This window comes from Gallionella capsiferriformans ES-2 (assembly GCF_000145255.1).
GTDB lineage: Bacteria > Pseudomonadota > Gammaproteobacteria > Burkholderiales > Gallionellaceae > Gallionella > Gallionella capsiferriformans.
Genome location: NC_014394.1, coordinates 958116 through 977068 on the forward strand (window position 1 = coordinate 958116; position 18953 = coordinate 977068).

Annotated in this window: 19 protein-coding genes and 2 pseudogenes; 15 read left to right on the top strand and 6 right to left on the bottom strand. The window is 53.1% G+C overall.

Annotated features, from left to right (window positions below):
- The first annotated feature begins 90 nt into the window (after positions 1–90).
- Together GALF_RS04525 and GALF_RS15845 are read left to right on the top strand one after the other, a co-directional pair.
- Positions 91–993: a LysR family transcriptional regulator gene (locus GALF_RS04525; RefSeq protein WP_013292879.1), complete on the top strand. Its 903-nt coding sequence runs from the start codon at positions 91–93 to the stop codon at positions 991–993.
- Positions 994–1121: 128 nt separating this feature from the next.
- A pseudogene (locus GALF_RS15845) lies at positions 1122–1363 on the top strand (IS630-like element ISCARN21 family transposase); the annotation flags it as partial.
- 694 nt (positions 1364–2057) lie between these two features.
- Here GALF_RS15845 and GALF_RS04535 read toward each other — a convergent pair.
- The 5 genes from GALF_RS04535 to GALF_RS04555 form a co-directional block, all read right to left on the bottom strand.
- Positions 2058–2270 carry a WGR domain-containing protein gene (locus tag GALF_RS04535; RefSeq protein ID WP_041937970.1) on the bottom strand — a complete coding sequence of 71 codons (213 nt, stop codon included), beginning with the start codon at positions 2268–2270 and terminating at the stop codon, positions 2058–2060.
- Positions 2254–4197, bottom strand: coding sequence for a tyrosine-type recombinase/integrase (locus GALF_RS04540; RefSeq protein WP_190274097.1), 1944 nt, complete (start codon positions 4195–4197; stop codon positions 2254–2256). Before GALF_RS04540 ends, GALF_RS04535 begins: the two co-directional genes overlap by 17 nt.
- Before the next feature lie 72 nt (positions 4198–4269).
- Positions 4270–4503: a hypothetical protein gene (locus tag GALF_RS04545; RefSeq protein WP_013292883.1), complete on the bottom strand. Its 234-nt coding sequence runs from the start codon at positions 4501–4503 to the stop codon at positions 4270–4272.
- A 12-nt stretch (positions 4504–4515) separates the two neighbouring features.
- Positions 4516–4839 (bottom strand): hypothetical protein, encoded by a 324-nt coding sequence (locus GALF_RS04550; protein ID WP_013292884.1) that lies wholly within the window; start codon positions 4837–4839, stop codon positions 4516–4518.
- Positions 4805–5782, bottom strand: coding sequence for a ParM/StbA family protein (locus GALF_RS04555; protein WP_223293731.1), 978 nt, complete (start codon positions 5780–5782; stop codon positions 4805–4807). The genes GALF_RS04550 and GALF_RS04555 overlap by 35 nt, the downstream gene beginning before the upstream one ends.
- Positions 5783–6103: 321 nt before the next feature.
- Between GALF_RS04555 and GALF_RS04560 the strand changes: the two genes are divergently transcribed.
- From GALF_RS04560 to GALF_RS04585, 6 genes are all read left to right on the top strand, one after another.
- Positions 6104–6823, top strand: a complete 720-nt coding sequence (locus GALF_RS04560; RefSeq protein ID WP_013292886.1) for a hypothetical protein — start codon at positions 6104–6106, stop codon at positions 6821–6823.
- Position 6824: 1 nt separating this feature from the next.
- Positions 6825–8522 carry an ATP-dependent helicase gene (locus GALF_RS04565; RefSeq protein ID WP_013292887.1) on the top strand — a complete coding sequence of 566 codons (1698 nt, stop codon included), beginning with the start codon at positions 6825–6827 and terminating at the stop codon, positions 8520–8522.
- A 294-nt stretch (positions 8523–8816) separates the two neighbouring features.
- Complete coding sequence (locus GALF_RS04570; protein WP_013292888.1) at positions 8817–9149, top strand: PepSY domain-containing protein; 333 nt, start codon at positions 8817–8819, stop codon at positions 9147–9149.
- 80 nt (positions 9150–9229) lie between these two features.
- On the top strand, positions 9230–10147 hold the full coding sequence (locus GALF_RS04575; protein WP_013292889.1) for an ABC transporter ATP-binding protein: 918 nt from the start codon (positions 9230–9232) through the stop codon (positions 10145–10147).
- Positions 10144–10896 (top strand): ABC transporter permease, encoded by a 753-nt coding sequence (locus GALF_RS04580; RefSeq protein WP_013292890.1) that lies wholly within the window; start codon positions 10144–10146, stop codon positions 10894–10896. Before GALF_RS04575 ends, GALF_RS04580 begins: the two co-directional genes overlap by 4 nt.
- 13 nt (positions 10897–10909) lie before the next feature.
- Positions 10910–11443 carry a hypothetical protein gene (locus GALF_RS04585; RefSeq protein ID WP_013292891.1) on the top strand — a complete coding sequence of 178 codons (534 nt, stop codon included), beginning with the start codon at positions 10910–10912 and terminating at the stop codon, positions 11441–11443.
- 68 nt (positions 11444–11511) lie between these two features.
- Here the strand turns inward: GALF_RS04585 and GALF_RS04590 are convergent, their stop codons facing one another.
- Entirely contained in the window at positions 11512–12681 is a 1170-nt protein-coding gene (locus GALF_RS04590) for an IS4 family transposase (RefSeq protein ID WP_013292311.1), read from the bottom strand.
- Between the two features lie 195 nt (positions 12682–12876).
- On the opposite strand from GALF_RS04590, the gene GALF_RS04595 reads away from it, so the two are divergent.
- The 7 genes and pseudogenes from GALF_RS04595 (at position 12877) to GALF_RS04625 (ending at position 18947) form a co-directional block, all read left to right on the top strand.
- Complete coding sequence (locus tag GALF_RS04595; RefSeq protein WP_013292892.1) at positions 12877–14079, top strand: HD-GYP domain-containing protein; 1203 nt, start codon at positions 12877–12879, stop codon at positions 14077–14079.
- A gap of 63 nt (positions 14080–14142) precedes the next feature.
- The gene (locus GALF_RS16120; protein ID WP_013292893.1) at positions 14143–14292 is read left to right on the top strand and encodes a cation-transporting P-type ATPase; all 150 of its coding nucleotides are present in this window, start codon (positions 14143–14145) and stop codon (positions 14290–14292) included.
- 46 nt (positions 14293–14338) lie between these two features.
- Positions 14339–15001 carry a response regulator gene (locus GALF_RS04600; RefSeq protein WP_013292894.1) on the top strand — a complete coding sequence of 221 codons (663 nt, stop codon included), beginning with the start codon at positions 14339–14341 and terminating at the stop codon, positions 14999–15001.
- Positions 14998–16293: a sensor histidine kinase gene (locus GALF_RS04605; protein ID WP_013292895.1), complete on the top strand. Its 1296-nt coding sequence runs from the start codon at positions 14998–15000 to the stop codon at positions 16291–16293. The genes GALF_RS04600 and GALF_RS04605 overlap by 4 nt, the downstream gene beginning before the upstream one ends.
- Positions 16294–16352: 59 nt before the next feature.
- Entirely contained in the window at positions 16353–16772 is a 420-nt protein-coding gene (locus GALF_RS04610) for an EamA family transporter (RefSeq protein WP_013292896.1), read from the top strand.
- A gap of 170 nt (positions 16773–16942) precedes the next feature.
- A pseudogene (locus tag GALF_RS04615) lies at positions 16943–17149 on the top strand (transposase); the annotation flags it as partial.
- Between the two features lie 487 nt (positions 17150–17636).
- The gene (locus tag GALF_RS04625; RefSeq protein ID WP_013292899.1) at positions 17637–18947 is read left to right on the top strand and encodes a TolC family protein; all 1311 of its coding nucleotides are present in this window, start codon (positions 17637–17639) and stop codon (positions 18945–18947) included.
- Positions 18948–18953 lie beyond the last annotated feature (6 nt).

Here is an 18953-nt window from a genome sequence, read left to right on the forward strand (position 1 = left end):
GTTCAAGAGATGTATGCATGATAAGGTTAGTGAATCATGAAATATAATGATATTATTTCAATTATCGATTACTTTTATTCATGGATCGCAATGTTTGAAAGAATTCATCTGTCCATCGTGCGGGAGGTGGACCGCCAAGGGTCGCTGACTGCGGCCGCCAACGTGCTGTGCCTGAGCCAGTCAGCATTGAGTCATGCCGTCAAGAAGCTGGAACATCAACTGGGTATAGATATATGGCTTAGGGAAGGCCGAAACCTCAAACTGACCCAGGCTGGCGAATACCTGCTAGGCGTAGCTAATCGGGTACTGCCACAACTGGCCTATGCTGAGGAGCGCATGAAGGAGTATGCGAAGGGCGAGCGAGGCACGCTACGCATAGGCATGGAGTGTCACCCCTGTTATCAATGGCTGCTCAAGGTCGTGTCACCGTACCTGGAGGACTGGCCTGATGTGGATGTCGACGTCAAACAGAAGTTTCAGTTTGGCGGCATCGCTGCGTTATTTGGCTACAAGATTGACCTGCTTGTCACGCCTGATCCTTTGTACCGTCCGGGGTTGCGCTTCGAGGCGGTATTTGACTATGAGCAAGTATTGGTGGTGGGGCGCAAGCATCCGCTGGCAGCAATCTCGTATGTAAAGCCCGAACAACTGGCTGATGAAATCCTGATTGCCTACCCCGTTGCTATCGACCGACTCGATATTTATAACCAGTTTTTGATGCCCGCCGGCATCATGCCAAAGCGGCACAAAGTCATCGAAACAACCGACATCATGTTGCAGATGGTGGCAAGCGGACGAGGCGTAGCGGCCTTGCCGCGCTGGTTGGTGGAAGAGTATGCCGACAAGGTTGAAATTATCCCCGTTCGCCTCGGAACAAAGGGCATCTCCAAGCAGATATTTCTGGGCGTGCGCGAGGCAGATTTCGATATTGACTACCTTAACGCTTTTATTGGCCAAGCCCGGCAGCCGTTCCCCAAGACCGACAAGGTATAGAACAGCAATCATGACTGCGGATTTTGAACACCAACTGCTACCTTTTCCCGGTGATCTCCTCAAGGTGCTTCTCAATCCTGCTACGCGCCATGCTCAGGTGAAGTGATGGACGTCATGCTAGCTTCGGGCATCGTAGTGTGGAGTTTGTTGCATTACTCAAACGGATTGATGAATACTATCCGTCAGAGCAATCATTCGCGTGGTGCCAGTAATCATTTGGCACTCATTTTAACGGAAGCTTTGGCGTATCTTGCGACGCGAATAGGGTATTTTCAATACGCTCATATGCCAAAAAATGGTTCATGCCTCAACTTGGTTGAGTTGTACATTCTCAAAAATGGCCAGAACTTTTTTGCGCGTTATAAAAATACGGTAAATCTCAGGAAGAGTACGCGTGATGGTGTTTTTTCACCTATTTTCCGTTATCTTACTCATACTGCTTTGCAACTTACTGTCGCGACCAGCAAACGATGCAGAAGATGGAACTACTTTAACGCCATTAAGACTAAACTGCTCATGCAAATAGTGCATGAAAACTTTCTCATTATCATTAAAATAAATCATCCAGCCTGGTATAACTGAATACAGATTAACCGGATAGTTTTGTAGTTCTGGCCAACTTATTGATTTCTCCATAAATATCAAGAATTGAACACCCGAAGGGTGATTAAATCCCCCGGTTAAGTTCTTTCACTGTTCAGTAAATCAATACCGTTCATGCATTCATATGCAATTGGCACTTCTCTACACACTCGGAAATAAACTGCCTGCCGCATGCTGCCGGTCGCGCCCGTCAAAAATTTGCCGACTGCTCATTCTACACGCCAGTGGCCGTTTTGCCGCAGAATCCTGACGATCAAGTTCAGAGCCGTAACGGGTAGGTGTTGACACCTAGCCGTCCATGGTGTATGTATATTTACGTGTCATTCTACGGCTGCTTACGTGACAACACCAGCTATTCAAATTCGAGGTCATTCTGTCAATCCTTTGTGACCGACTTGGTATCGTAACGAGTGGTGGGTTTCAATTGGAATCACTGGCGCGTTTGGGGTGTAATACGCAATTTATTTCAGTTGATACCCATGTCGCATTCGACTGCGCTCAATTCTAGCAACCTCACGCATGGCATCCTCTTCTTCAGCAAAGACCTGCTGTTTCATTCCGCCTTTTCTGTTGGTCAGTCCAAACCAATGTCGTCTGAGAACGTAGTCGCCCAGCAAATCCTGGTTCAGTTCCAGCACATAACCGCGTCCTGATGATCTAAAGTCTAGTCTCATTTTCTCCCCCAAATCCAGCCAACTCAACCGCGCGCCACAGATTTTCATCGGAGGTGTCCGTGTATATGCTGGTCGTTTGCAGACTGGTATGCCCAAGCAAACGCTGGACGATATTGAGCGGCACACCAGATAGTGCCAAATGACTTCCACAAGTGTGGCGCAACCAATGTGCTGTGGCGTGATCAAATGCCTTGGCTTCGATATGCTTGCCATCCATCATCAGGGATTGTGCAATCTCCCCAAAAAATGAACGCAAGGACTTGGATAGCGCGCTGGTCGTCACGGAACCTGTCCCGATCTCGCTTGAAACAAGCGGGGTGTCTGGTGGATTGCTGGTGATGTCCAGGCTCAACCCGCGATACTCGAAATAGGTTTGTAACGCCTGTATGACTTCGCTGGAAAGTGGCACAGCGCGCCATTTACCCCCTTTGCCACAAACTTTGAGCATCCAGCGTACACCGATCTCATTTGAGAGCGGCATCGTGTACATGCGCGATACTTTTGCATCAACCAGCTCGGATATGCGCAGGCCGGTTGCGTAGGCGAATGGCAGCACAAAACGTAATCTCGCCGAACAGCTGGTTGCGGGTAGTTGACGCAAACAAGCCATCAAATAATTCCATTGCCCCGCAGAAAATGCCCGCATGAATTCGACATCAGGATTTGACCGGGAATCAGCAGCTACCAGCGATTTGGATACCGCGCTCCACGGATTGAATGAGCAATACTGCACGCGCACCAACCATTCAAACAGGTTGCCGACAACAGTTATTGCGTACCGAACGCTGCCAGGCGATAGTGACCCATCAAACGGCTTCCATGCCGGATCGTGCCGCTCCCTCTTTTTTGCGCTAATCCATTCAGATTGCGTGATGCGAAAAGGCCAGTTGTCGGGTTCGGTTCTGCCTATCATGGACAGCCAGTCTCGATAGGATGCGCAATCCTCAACTGTCAAATCAGACAAAGCCTTGTCGCGCTCAATAATCGCCCATAACAGCATCTTTTCTGCTTCCTTTTGATAGGCGCGCTGAGTGTTTGGATTGCCGGATTTTGTGGCAAGCCAGGCGAACACGGCTTGATAGTCGTTTGCGGCAGCAATACGCGGCACACCATGATAACGATTCGATCCAACCGTACCATCCAGATCAACGGGCACGGCAAAGGCCTCCAGTGGTACAACACGTGTTTCCCTGTTTCGCTCTTGAGTTCGCAACGAGGGTGCTACCGTGCGCGCAGGGACAAGTGAGCGTTGTGGCAATGCGCCTAGCGATGATTCGTAACCTTGCAGCCACGCCACAATTCGCGCCGCGCCCTTGTTGCCCAACCTTGGCACGTCAATCCACCAGCGATAACCGCGTACAGCGATCCTGTCGACTAAATGTCCTATTGTTGGCAAGCCGGCCAACGCCAAACGCTTGGAGATCACCGGGTCAAACCAAGCTGCGATCAAGTCCTCACGCACCGGATCGGTGGTAATCAGCGGCTCAATCCACTTTAGCGCAAGCAACTGCTTGTCGATCAGTCGTTGCCTTTTCTTTTGCTTGGTATCGACTGCTTGTGGGTAGGCATCCAGGTAAGAGCGAATAAGTTCTTTTTCTGTAAAGAATCCATCAGGATCAAACTCAGCGCGGTAATCATCAAGGGTGGGGGCAGGGGAGAGTGCGGATTCCCCGCCGCCCGCACCAATGTGCATCCTGATGAGATGGGCTTCGCGATGCTTCCCGCTTCGCAGCGCAGCCTGTCTGAGCGTATCCCGAATCCAGGTCAGTGTTGTTTTTGCGCGACGCAAATCCATCCCGGTCTCAAGATAGCGATCAGACATTTCGCCAATATCCATACCGAGGATGACAGCCCTGAAAAAGGCAATGTGATGGCGGCCGATTTTCCGTTCGACCGATTTTTTGGATATTGCCCAATCTCCACTCAATGCAGATTTCCCCTTTTGCAAAGCATAGTTAGAAGCACTGCCCACAGACATACCCACGGTTTTTGTGGATAACTATCTGGTCACGATCATCCACCGCCAAACACCCATCAAACTGGTTGCGGTGAAGCCGATTTGCATGACAACCATGCCCGTTGCGTGGGTGAGTAAACCGAAATATATCCACGCGACATTCGATAGCAGAAACAACACAAATCCCCATCCGGAGTAGCGATTGTTCAATGCCAACAGAGCCGCGCCACACAATCCAGTCGCACAGCCAATCCACTCAACAAGTTCGAGCAACATAATCCGCGCCCCCTAAAATTGACCAAAGACGCTCTTTACAATGGTTTGGGTTGCAGGCCGCTCGGTTTCTGGTTGTTCTGGCACTGGCTCAAGCGAAGTTTTGACTGCCGGAGCAGCACGCCCTCCTTCAACGACAGGAATAACCCTTGCAACATCAACATGCACCATCTTGCCGCCCAAAACAGACAGCCCCATTGAGGCCAGCATCCGTAATCGTTCGGCGCGCGCGCGCAGTGGCAACGCAGACAGATCGGCCTGTAGCTCGGAATGCCCCTCAAAATAATTGACTGTGATGCGCATGTCAGGCAGCCCCGCCGCGCCAAAAGCCTCTTGCATTTGCAAACACAGCCTCCTTTGCCAGGTTGATAGGTGTTTTGGCGAAGGCTTCTTTGATGGACGCTTCAAAAAATGGCGCACCACCCCCGACAAGGACGATCTGATCAATGCTGGAATTTTCCTTGCGCAAGGATTCCTGTATTTGTGAACACGCAATATGTCCAACCTTTGCCGATGCGTCAGCCAGGTAGGGCGCGATCTCAATGCGCTCACCAAACACAGAGACAGTTGAGCGTTCTGCCCTGACGGCGTTTTCCAGTTTGCTTCTGCCGGGATTACCGCCGTGATCCTTTGCAATCAATGCTGCGGCCTCATCCAAAACCACCGAGGTGGCATCAAGGCTCGTGCCGGAGGAAGCACGCTTGAACTCGCCATTAACCAGTAACACCCAATCAACCGAGAAAAAGCCGGGGTCAACCACCAGCACACTGGAATCTTCAATCTGGCTGGGATCATTCAGGCCGTGCATCCAGTCAACAAAGCCGCCCAGTGGCTGGGGTACGATTTTGACCTCATGTACCACCACCTTGCGCCGGGGCGTGATCTGATGTTCGCCGCGCATGATTTTTGTTAAATGCTCACGCAATCCAGCATCCAGATACTGGTTAGTCGGCAATCCAGTTACCACACAATCAATCTCGCTCATTTCCGTCAAAAGCAACCCGGCGTTAAACAAGGCGCGATAAGATTCCGTTGCGGTGTAATCTTTATGCAGTTCACGTGGCCAATTCTCGATGCGGTCGTGACTCACCGCCGCCGCAAACTCCTTGCCATCCACCAATACGTGCAACGAATCGTCGCTGCCCATAATTCGCTGTCCAAGATGATCCAATGGGGCTGCACCAGCGGGACGCTTAATCATCTTGGGCGATACCTCGGTGTTGTCGCCATAAACAATCTTGAGATTCGAGTAACCAATATCCAATCCAACTGTCAGCATCATTCCTCCTAAAAATTTCACATGCTCTGTAGAGCGTCTGTAGAACGGGCGTGAAACAAATCATCGCACCACCACGAAAATCCGGCACGCCCGTAGCGCGACTGTGGCGCGTTTCCAGTACGACTGAGCGCCACTAGCCGAACTGCCTAAAAGTTCCACATGCGCTGTGGAGCGTCTGTGGCGCGTATGGAAATTATTGGGCAACTGAAAATATAAATCCTCGAAATACCTTGCAAATCTGCAAGGTATTTCGAGGATTTATATGGATGCTTGAAGCATGATTGCCCGTGGCAAAATCCGTTCAATTCACTAATGGAGCGTTATATGGAAGAGAAAAAGGCTGCGAAAGGGGCGATCAGAACACCAAAAAAATACCTGGAGTTCAGTAATCCATTCGTCATTCGAGACACAACTATTTATACGACGCCAGCCCAATTGGTCTATGAGACGGCATTCGATGACTGCGCCGTCTCAATGCGCAATCTAAGCGCCGTGCTGCCGACACTGGTCAAAAATGCCAGCGAAATGATGGCCATCAACGGTGCCGTCGATCACCTGATTAACAATGCGCTTACGAATCTGCGCAATGAAGGCGCGCGGATCAAGAAGATCGCCGAGGACAATGGTATCGAGATTGGCAGACTGAATTACACCAACACAAAACAAGTCGAAGCCAAGCTAACCTGCAATAAAGCCGGTCAATATCTTCAAATAATCTCGGAACTTGATGGGTTGCTCTGCCTTGTTCACTCGGCATGGTTTGCCGGATTTATTGATGACGACGCAAAGGCCAGCCTGGAAAGACAATGGCGCAGGAAAATGATCGGGGTTGCCGCCGAAATAAAAAACATTACCAACCGTGCTTTCCGTGCAGCTGGAAAACTGGCAGAAACTGATGGCGCGTCACCAAGCGAGGTGGATAACACAAGCCTCTTGAACGAGGAGGAACCCGTCGCAAAACAGAAAACTGCCAAAGCCACGAAAGCCGCAAAAGCTCTTCCAGCCGAAGACGAAGCGCTGACCGTCACTGAGTCCGTATCCTGATTTGCAACTCAACCAGCAACAAGCCAGAGCGGTTAATGCGCTAGGGCATTGTTCGGTGCTGGCCTGTCCAGGGTCAGGAAAAACACGCGTACTATCCATGCGAGCAGCCCGGTTGCTCAGTGAAAACAAAACCGGGCGGTTGTGCGCCGTTACGTTCACACGCGATGCCGCAGCTGAACTGAAGTCGCGCATTCTGCACTTATGCGGCGAGCGTGAAGCAAAGCGTCTGGCGGTCGGGACATTTCATTCGGTTGCTCTGTCACAGATTCGACGGGTGTCACACCTGTCAGGTATGAAGCTGCTATCGGATGGCGAGCGCATGGGGTTGCTTAGACGGTGTTACTCACAATACAAATGTGATGTACCTTTTGACAAGGTGCTTTCCGCCATTGATCGCGCCAAATCAAGGTTGGGGCAGACCATATTCAGCGATCCCGGCATCGAGGATGTGTTCAATGCCTACCAGCATCTGCTTGCCACAGAACACGGGATGGATTTCGCCGATATTTTGCTGACTGTCGTTAATGGGTTTCGAGACGAGAGCATTAAGCCGCTTGCCGTGCGCTGGTTGTTGGCTGATGAGTTTCAGGATGCGGACGAGGTGCAGGCGCAATGGGTGATTGAACATGGCATGGCTGGCATTGAGGTCACGATTGTTGGCGACGACGATCAAAGCCTATACTCGTTTCGGAATGCGCTGGGCTACGCGGGGATGCTCCGCGTTTCGCAAACGCTGGTTGCCCAGGAAATCACGCTGCCAATCAATTACCGCTGCGCACCTAATATCTTGGCTCACGCAGCCCGTTTGATTGCCAACAACCCGAACCGAGCCAACAAAGCCATCGAATCCGCCCGCGACGCAAGCGGCATCGTCAAGACACATCGCGCCGCAGACAGAAGCGACGAAGCCAGCCTTGTTGTTGAGGCGATAAAGAAATCTGCCGGCCAATGTTGGGCAATACTCGCACGCACCAATAGTTTGCTGGAAGTGGTTGAGGCAGAATTGCTGGCAAGCGGCATTGACTATACGCTTTCAGGCGGGAAATCTGTTTGGGATGGAGTAACGGGCAGCGCCCTGGTTGGATTGCTTAAAAGCATACAATCGGACGGCTGGACGGGCATGGCCAACGCATTGGCGGTTTGCGGGATCAAGTCGGAATTACTCAATCTGCATCACGACAACAAAAGTTGCGGACAAATTCTGGAAAGTATATTGATCCACGCACCAGAAAACGATGTGCGTACCAGAAAGACCATCGAAAGTGCGCGGCGTGGATACGCTGAATGGCGGAGGCAGATAGCGGATGGCAATACGACACTTGCCATCTATGCCGCAGCCAACTGGCTTGCGCAGCACGTCAAACAAGATCGAGGTAATCTGGTGAAAAAACTGGCCAACATCATTGCCAGGCTTAAAGGGGCGTTGGCGCAACGCTTAAATACGCTATCGAGAACAACAGATCGTACCAACGCCACCGGCGTAGTGCTATCCACCTTGCACGGCAGTAAAGGTCTGGAGTTCGACAGTGTGTGGATTATTGGCGCGGAAAATGGCAATTTGCCACACCCGGATTCCACCGAAGAAGAAGAGCGGCGATTGTTCTATGTGGGGATTACGCGCGCCCGAAACCGCTTGGAAATCAGCAGTTCGATTGAGGATGGATTGGATTCACGTTTTATTATAGAGGCGGGTTTTTAGGGGGGCTGCCTATTTCAACCTAATCCGCCACTGATTTCAATCGCAAACCAGCTACCCGTTACGACAACAAGTCGGCCAGCAATACCAATCTCAATGACTACGATTTTGATTGGCAGCAATGAGCTCATAAGAGGTGTGAAGATAAGGGTGAAATCGTTCAATTCATGGCCAGCTCGTGATATTACCTGCCCTTGGCGTGAAGCTTCAGTTTTGGGCTAATTATGGGCGCGTAGATTGCTGATTACGGTGTATGCAGATGCATCTGCCGAATCCAACTTAAAGAGGCAAACTACCATGAAACCATCTACCCTTTGCAACACTGCATACAAACAAAATTTATTAGCCGTGATGGCTATCACGATGACGGCATTTGCGGTGAATGCATCCGCCTACACCGGACAGGAGTTGGCGGGCGAAGCCAAAGTCAGTATGACGGAGGCGCGCGAAGTTGCGCTTAAGGCTCATCCCGGCAAAGTCACCGATGAAGAGCTGGAGAAGGAAAAAGGTGGCAGCGGCCTGCGCTACTCTTTCGACATCAAACACGGCAAGGTTACCCAGGAAGTCGGCGTGGATGCCCAAACCGGCAAGGTGCTGGAAAATGCGCCTGAAGGTAAACATCCGGACTGATGGTCGAAGCTGCTGAAGACGCACCTCCCCTTAGCACGGGGAAATGGGGGTGAACCTCAAGGTGACATAAGGAGGCAACGATGCTGATCGAAATACGTAAGTTAAAACTCAATCTCGGTACGCACGCGGTATTGCGGGACATCAACCTGACACTCGAGAAAGGCCATATCTATGGCCTGCTCGGGCCCAACGGTGCGGGGAAAAGCACCACCATTTCGGTCATCACCGGTCTGCGCTCGCCTACGGACGGCTCGGTCAGGGTGCTGGGTCTCGACCCTGTGGCCGACTCGTTACAACTGCACAGCCGGATCGGTGTGCTGGCCGAGCAGGCGGGATTCTATGAATGGATGAGCGCCGGCGACTACTTGCGCTGGGTCGCCAGCCTCTACAAAATTCAGCCGGATCAGGCCGAAATCGCCCAACTGTTGAGCCGGGTCGGCCTGGAGGGTCAAAGTCCGGCACCGATAGCCACCTATTCACGCGGCATGCGTCAGCGGCTCGGCTTGGCGCGTGCGCTTATCAACCAACCCGAATTGCTGATACTGGACGAGCCCACCAACGGGCTGGATCCACGCGGACGCCGGGAAATCCACGACGTGCTGCTTGATCTGAGCGTAAATCATGGCGTGGGTATTCTGCTGTGTACGCATCTGCTCGACGACGTGGAGCGGCTCTGTACCCGCATCGGCATCATCGCAGAGGGCCGTACCCTGCTGGAAGGTTCCATCGCTGACCTGCTGTCTGCCCAGCGCGCGGCGGTGCGTTACCGGCTACGCGTGGAGTCCGGTGACATCACGCAGCGTATTCCCGACGACATCACTCTGTTGGCACGCGCGGGCGACTGGTGGCATGTGGAAATAGCCAGCCATGTCGAGCCCGCCAGCGCGTGGCGCAAGCTGCTGGATGCCGGCATACAGATTGATGAGATCCATCGCGAGGGCGGTGGGCTGGAAGAACTTTACCTGTCAGTAACCGAAGCGAAGGAGGTGTCAAGATGAACACGATCACCCTGATTGCCCGCAAGGAAGGCGGGGAACTCCTGATGAGCGGGCGCGGCCTTGCCTGGCTGCTGTCACTCTCCGTCATCATGTCGGTGCTGAGTCTGCTGCTGGTGAGCAACACCGAGCTTAGCCTGCTGGACAATGCTCAAGTTGTTTACATGGTGATGGGTACGGTCACTGCCCTGGGCGCGCTCCTTGCAGTCGTGCTGGGCAGCGATGCTGTGGCAGGCGAGCGTGAACGCGGCAGCCTGATGCCGCTACTGCTGGCGCCGGTCACGCCATCCCAGATCGTGTTCGGCAAGATGGGCGGGCAGATAGCGGGCTGGCTAGTCATGTATCTGCTCAGTCTGCCCTATGTGTGGGCAGTCGGGTCGAGCGGCCAGAATCTCATCCAGGCCGTGACCTATCTGGCCTTGTTCGGCACGCCGGTGGTGTTGGGTTTCGGGTTTTTTGGCATCGCCCTGTCGGCACGATTGCGTAGCGTCCGTTCAGCACTGCTGACCTCGCTGATCACCCTGATGCTGCTTGCCAGCCCGTTGTTGCTGGGGCCGAGTTTGCGCCAAAGCACTATCGGTCAGTTGTTCGATGCGGTGAACCCGTTCTCTGCCGCCGTCAATACCTTCGACAGCGTGGTGATTGATTCACAACCGCTTGCGATGCAACTCACCCGTCTGGCCATCGCGCTGGTCTGGCTGGTGTTGACTGCGGTGTTCGCCATCCGCAGCGTGCGCAAAATGGAAATTTGACGGAGAAATAATCATGAAAAAAATTATCGTTCGTTTATTCTTGAGTCTGTTCATTCTGAGCGTAGGCAATGCCTGGGCAGCCGATTCTCTTAAGATTTCCCTCGCGGCGGATCAGGCTAATCCGGTTTCGCCACAGATGGGAGACTGGCTCAAATTCCATAGTGTGATTGAGAACACTGGCGCTCAGGCGGCCAACGGCGTCGTGGCGTGGATCAGTCTGGTTCAGGTGGATCCTGGTCACGAACAACCGGTGGATATGGAAGACTGGAGCGCCCACAAGGCGGTGACCCAAACCATCCTGTCACCGGGGCAGAAGGTAAACGTGGAATGGCCAATGCGCCTTATTCAATCCGGGGCTTACCGGGTGGTGATCAGCGCGGTGGAGCGGGAAACGGGTCATGTGATGACCAGTCCGTTCGTGGATTTCCAGGTACGGCGCAAGCCCGTGGTGGAATCGGGACGCATCCTGCCGGTTGCGTTAGGTGTGCCCATGCTGGTGCTGGGCATGATGGCCTGGCGTCGCTATCGCCGCCGCGCTGGTGTTTGATGTTGAGTTGATTGGCTCTGGTGGATGTGCTATTACGCATCTATGCAAAACATCCCACTACTGTCCGGTTAAAAATCGAATAGATTCAATTGTTTACTGATGTCCGGTTCGTCAAGATTCTGTATCGCATTTGCAACCATTTGATTTATTGGGGTTTTATCGAACATATTGACCTCAAAAAGATTCAGTAAAATCTGCTGGGAGGCAGGAAGATTGAGCTGTTTTTTGGCAATGCTGACCAGCAGGTAAACGCATATTGCGATCCAGATTTGGGATTTGACGGCATTGAGGGAATTGCCATAGAAATGTTTGATGGCAAGGTTTTGCTTGAGCCACTTGAAGAACAGTTCGATTTGCCAGCGATTTTTGTAGATATTGGCGATGGTCAGCGCGGGCAAATCGAAGCGATTGGTCAGGAACACCAAATGCTTGCCGGTTTCCGGGTCGCGGAAAGAAACCCGGCGCAGGCGTTCCGGGTAAGCGGTTTTTGATTTGGGTGTCGCCAGCAGTATGGTTTGATCGCAGCGTAATCCAGTGGCTTTGTCCACTTCGCGCGACGCAATCCAGGTAAAGCGGAGATTGTTCTTTGCGCGGATGACAAAGGTAACTTGGCGCTGGTGTAGCGCATACAATCTGGCGAAGTGCAGGTAGCCCCGATCAATGACGACGATGGTGCCAGCGGGGAATGGGATCACGTCGAGCAGATTGACATCGTGAACCTTGCCGGTGGTAATGGACAGAAACACAGGGATTGAACCGCGCAGATCAATGATGGTGTGCGCTTTGACGGCGGCCTTGGTTGAACGAAATTCCGCCCAGGGGAACAGCGTCAGGCACAGATCGATGGTGGTCGAGTCCATGGCGTAGAGCGGTTCTTTGAGTCCCAGGCCGATGTCCTCGTCCCGGTACAGTTCGAGCGCTATGGAGATCAAACGATGGCCGAGTGCCTCGAACAGCCGCCAGTCGCGCCGTTCGTTGGCATCGGCCAGTGTGGAACGGGATACTTTGCTGCGGATACCGATATGGTAAAGCTTGCTCTTCTGAGAATTGAGACAGGCAACCAAATCACGCAAGCCATCGCGCCGGGTCAGTTGTGCATAGGCCATGCAGATGAATTGGCTCCATGCGGAGAAATGCTTGATCCCGTGGTTGGCGGCAAAGCGCTCGGTCAGATATTCGAAATGATTGAACGGCACGAAGTCCAGCAATTGTGCGAAAACTGTTTTGCCCCGATTCATGCTGCCGCTCCGTCTGCCGATTAAAGGGCAAACGATACGGTTTTTTAACCAAAGGCGATTCCAGATAGTATTTGAAATCGTCGGAATGCAAAAACGTGCTGAAAGCCACGTCAATAAAGGGCTACAGCGAAATGAACTTAAAATCTACCGGACAGTAGTGAAAACATCCATAAAAAAATCGTCAAGCACCTTCTGTTGGGGTGGTTATTTCTGTCTCTGGCTATCGGCGGAGCGGTGTTCTTTCTGGAAATGGTGAAGGTCGACAAGCATATGCTTGGCCTGGCGGTAGAGGAATCGCGCTCCTTCACGGTCGAGTTTGACCAGGCCAGTGTCGGCCAGATGGCAATACTGAAGCAAAAGGCCGACGAATTCCTCAAAGGCAATTTCATCGTCCTTGAACTTTACGATGAACACAAGCAGCAAATTCTGCGGGAGGTCGGCCAGGGCGAGGAGGCGATCGAGCAAAAGCTCGAACAGTATGCTCAGTCTTTCCCGCTGGAGAACTCCACCTATCACAAGAATTTCTGGATCGACGGGAAGTTGTTCATGCAGTTGCTATTGCCCCTACAGGATAACAGCGGGGAGTTGATCGGTTATTTCGAGGGTGTCTATCAGGTCGATGCCGAAACCTTGCGCAATATCCAAACCGACATCATCCGCACCCTGCTTCTGGTGGTAGCGGTGATCCTCATCACGACCATCGTGCTCTACCCCATTATCATTTCCCTCAACCGAGGGCTGATCAAGCTCACCTCCGATTTGGTCAAGAGCAATATCACGTTGATGGATGTGCTGGGCAGCGCCATCGCCAAGCGGGATTCCGACACCGGCAGCCATAATTACCGGGTCACCATTTATGCGGTTCGCCTCGCCGAGACCCTGGGGCTGTCCAGCGTGCAGATCCGAAAGCTGATCGCAGGCGCGTTTCTGCACGACGTGGGCAAGATCGGCATCAGCGACAATATTCTGCTCAAGCCCGGAAAACTGTCCGATGAAGAGTTTTCTCTGATGCGCAACCACGTGCTGCTAGGGGTGGACATCATCAGTAAATCAGAATGGCTGGCGGGGGCGCGGGAGGTGGTGGAGTTCCACCACGAAAAATTTGATGGAAGCGGTTACATGAAGGGGCTGAAGTGCGCGGAAATTCCCTTGAACGCGCGAATCTTCGCGATTGTCGACGTGTTCGACGCGCTCACCTCGAAGCGTCCCTACAAGGAACCCTTCGGTTTCGAGGAGGCAATGGATATCCTGCAGCGCGACAGCGGCAGTCACTTCGATCCCGAATTGCTGCTCGCCTTCAGCGGCATTGCCTATTCCCTTTACCAGGAGGCCAGCCATGCCGGGGACAGCACGCTGGAGGCATTGCTGAACCAGTTGGTCAGAAAACATTTTTTCTAGGCTTGATCGGAATATTCCGGGACAGATTCGGGTAGGCTGACTGGATCATTATGAGGTGCGCACATGACCGACAATGACATAGTACATGGGAACACAGCTCGCGGTTTAAGTACCGCTGAGGCTGCGCAACGACTCCAGCAACAGGGTGCTAATGAGGTGGTGGAAGAAGCGTTTCACCCGCTGGCGGTGTTCTGGTCGCCGGTTCTCGGATGATTTAACTCTGAAGTGCAAATTTTGTAAGCGAATGTAGGAGGCGTTGATGCGTATTCTATTGGTTGAAGACGATGCCATGATCGGTGCTGCTGTATCCGTTACCCTCAAGGATGCGGCCTATAGCGTGGATTGGGTCAAGGACGGCGTAACTGCCAGTAGCGTGCTGGAGCAGGGTGAACACCAGTGCGTCTTGCTTGATCTGGGTTTGCCAAAACGGGATGGATTGGACGTGTTGCGCCGCCTGCGACTTGGCGGCAACACCATGCCGGTCATCATCATCACCGCGCGGGATGGCGTGGAAGATCGAATCAAGGGCTTAGATTTCGGCGCGGATGATTATCTGGTCAAACCTTTCGACGTCAATGAATTGCTGGCACGACTGCGTGCGGTCATCCGTCGTCAGGGCGGACAGGCCGCGCCGCTGCTCAGCAACGGGCGTGTGACACTCGACCCGGCAAGCCATCAAGCACAATGCGATGACACGCTGGTCACGCTGAGTGCACGCGAGTTCGCCCTGTTACATGCCCTGCTGCTGCGCCCCGGAGCGATACTCACCCGTGCTGAGCTGGAGGAGCGTATTTATGGCTGGAACGAAGAAGTAGAAAGCAATGCGGTGGATTTTCTGATTCACGGCATACGAAAAAAACTCGGAGCAGATGCCATCAAAAATGTACGCGGTGCAGGCTGGATGGTGGAGAAATCAATATGAAGCGTTCTTTACAGCGGCAGCTTTCACTGGTGTTGGGAAGTGCCGTTTTGCTCGCAGGATTAGTGGTTGTTGCGGCATCCTTTGGCCTCGCGTATTTGGAAGCGAAGGAGTTTCAGGACGACATGCTGCGACAGATCGCCCTGCTTACACTTAGAGACAGTGCCGTTGCATCAACTTCGCAACAGTCGGACTTGAGTAATGACGGGATTACTGACCCGGAATCCCGCGTCACAATTTTTCATTTTCCCGGCGATACCGCGCCCGCCTGGCTCAAGCGTGATTTGCCGCCCGGCCTGCATACGCTAAACACAGGAATTGAACAGATGCGTGTTTTTGTGCGTGGCGGACTGGTGCGAACGGTCGTGGTACAACCCACTGAAGCGCGCGATGAAATCGCAATCAATAGCGCGCTGCGCACCCTGATACCCTTGCTGCTTCTGCTACCCATGCTGATATGGCTGATTGTGCGCATTGTGCGCAGTGAACTTGCGCCGATCACCAAGCTAGCCAAGAGTTTGGACGAACAGTCGGCACATCACCCGCGCCAACTGCAAAGCAATGATCTGCCACAGGAAATCATTCCTTTTATTTATGCTATCAACCGCTTACTGGAAAGGGTCAATCACTTGATGGGGCAACAGAGGCGTTTCATTGCCGATGCGGCACATGAACTGCGTAGCCCGCTCACCGCGCTGTCAATTCAGGCACAGAACCTGACACACGTGGATTCGCTGGAGGGCATGCGTGAGCGGGTGGTTCCGTTACAGAGTGGTATTGAGCGTGCGCGACAATTAACCGAACAGTTACTGAACCTTGCCAGAACGCAAGCCGGATCAGATGGTGATTCGACGGTCAACGTCTCGACAATGGCGCGCGAACTGATCGCCGAATATCTGCCGCTGGCTGAAGCCCGCCGCATCGATCTGGGGCTGGATGAAATTGAGCCGCTTTCCCTGCGTGCCGAGTCCGATGCGCTGCGACTGATTCTCAAGAACGCGCTGGAAAATGCTCTGAAGTACACGCCGGAAGGCGGTGAAGTCACGCTTCGACTCTTGCCCGGTGACAAGGATGACGTCATTGAAGTTGTTGATAACGGTCAGGGTATTCCCGTCTCGGAACGCGAGCGTGTATTTGATTCGTTTTACCGGATATCAGGCGCATCGGGTGAAGGCAGCGGACTCGGGCTGGCAATTGCCAGGGAAGCCGCAAACCGTTTGGGCGGCACAGTGAGCGTACATGAGCGACAGGAAGGGGGCGGTCTTGTTTTTCGTTACCAACAAGCTTGTGAATAATGTTCTGACAGACACAACAGCTGTGCGCGATCATTCAAATACTCAGTAAGGGGAAGGCTATGTCGTGGAAAATATTTGCGCTGGGCTCCGCGTTTTTTGCGGGCCTAACAGCCATTTTTGGCAAGCTTGGCGTCGAAGGCATGAACTCAAATCTGGCGACGTTAATACGGACGGCAATCATTTTTGCAATGACGGTTGCTATCGTGGCTTTTCGCGGCGAGTGGCAATTACCACGAACATGGGAATTACGTCCTGTCCTGTTTCTTGTACTGTCAGGGGTGGCAACGGGACTTTCATGGCTCCTCTATTACCGTGCATTGCAATTGGCACCCGCTTCTCAAGTGGCACCTATCGATAAACTGAGCGTAGTATTTGCGATCGTGCTTGGTGTGATATTTCTTGGCGAAGCGCTGACTGTAAAGCTGGCAATAGGCGGTATTCTGATTATCTCAGGCGTGCTGTTCATCGCATGGCCATGAGTATGACATAAGAGGTAATTTTTGCGTAACACAATGATCGGGTGTTGGTGAGGATTGCCGCAATTATCTAGATTGCCCAAAAGGTCTTTTTGGATAAATTTGAGGCGAGGTTCCCCCGAAAAATAGTCTTCCAAGGGTGACGTAAACACACGTTACTTTTGGAAAGGCAAATGATGAAAATACCGAAGCAGGAATACACGACTGAGTTCAGTAAACTTGCTGTAAAGCGATTCAAGGAAGTTGGATCGGTCTGCGGGGTTTGCAAGGAATTAGGGATGGTCGAGCAGACATTGCGTAACTGGGTAAAGGCGGCAGATGCCGGGAAACTTAATGGCCCAGGAATCAAGCCGATTATCCCGGAGCAGATGGGGTTGTCGATTGTCATTGACAGGAGAAGTTCGCAGTAGTTACTATCGCCCCATGCGATTTTTCTTGGTGTTCATGCTATGCGTACTTCCGCTCCAGGCTTCTTGGGCTGCGGTGGCTGGCTATTGTGGGCACGAGCAGGGGAAAGCCGCACAGCACTTTGGTCATCACGATGACGAACATACGGATTTTCTTGAGAAGAACCACTCAGATAAGCAGTCCGGGAAGCTAGACCTTGGGCATGATCACTGTCATATGTCTAGCTTCTTGGCTGTTCCGAACGTGTTTGTTGCTCACACCCCTGCTCTATCCTCGCAGTCCTCGTTGCATTGCGACGAACGGATTCGTTCTTCTCTCGCTCTGGCTAGACCAGAACGTCCCAAGTGGCACATGCTCGCCTGACACGGCGGGACGGATGCCACTATTCAAACTAGTACAGGCTTTTTAGCTTGTGTTGTCCGTTTTGCCGGATTCATCCTTTTATTTTTGGAGAATTCGATGCGAAGACGTCTATTGCCGCTTGGGTTGGCGGCGCTGTTTTTCAACCCATCTTTTGCACAAACTACCGATACCGTGCGCGATGGCGCTATTGAGACAAGCAATGTCAGCGCGCCGCGTGCGACCGAACCGACTGACCCACTCACCCTAAAGGCGGCGCTGAAACTAGCGCTTGGTGCCAACGCGGAGCTGTCGGCCGCCGGGCGCGAATTGGAGGCAATCGAAGCAACGATCATCCAGGCGCAAGTACGGCCGAACCCGGAGCTTGCAACTTCCATTGAGGATACGCGCAGAGCGACGCGGATCACGAGACTACAGCTGAACCAGCCGATCGAGCTTGGCGGTAAACGTGCGGCCAGGATCGATGCCGCCGAGCGAGGACGCGATGCCGCGTCGGCGGAACTGGACATCAAGCGCGCCGAGATACATGCAATCGTGGTGGCAGCCTTTTATGACGTACTCGTTGCGCAGGAGCGTTTGCGGCTTGCGCAGGCATCGGTCGAACTCGCGCAACGTGCAACCAGTGCCGCATCGCGTCGGGTCACCGCCGGCAAGGTATCGCCGGTCGAAGAAACCAGAGCGCGCGTGGCCGAAGCCGGTGTCCGGGTTGAATGGACGCTGGCTGGCAGTGAGCTGGCGACTGCACGCAAACGTCTCGCCGGTACTTGGGGTAACGCGATGCCCCGTTTCGAGCGTGTCGAGGGTGATCTGGAAGCTCTGCCGTCACTACCCGCGCTGGCCGATCTGAACAGCCGTCTTGCCACCTCGCCCAAGCTGCTGCGAGCCAGGATCGAGGTTGATCGTCGTCAAGCACTGGAGGAGGTGGAACGCAGCCGACGCATTCCGAACGTGACCGTGAGTCTGGGTGCGATGCGCAACGAGCAGGTGGGTCTCGACCAGGCGATTGTCGGTGTTTCGATCCCAATCCCGATGTTCGATCGTAATCAGGGCAATCTGTTGGAAGCACTGCGCCGTACCGACAAGTCGCGGGATGAACTCTCCGTCACCGAGATACGTCTATCCAATGAACTGGCGCAAACGCACGAACGCCTGAATACAGCACGCCAGGAGGTGAGGTCGCTACAGCGGGACATTCTGCCGGGTGCGCAAAGCGCCTATGACGCTGCAACCAAGGGCTTCGAGCTGGGCAAGTTCAGTTTCCTTGAGGTACTGGATGCCCAACGCACCTCATTTCAGGCTAAATCCCAATACCTGCGCGCGCTGGCCGAGGCGTATCGGTCCGCTGCCGAGATCGAACGCATTCTCGGTGAAATATTGCCCAATTCGGCTCCAGCCACCACCCAACACTAGGAACCC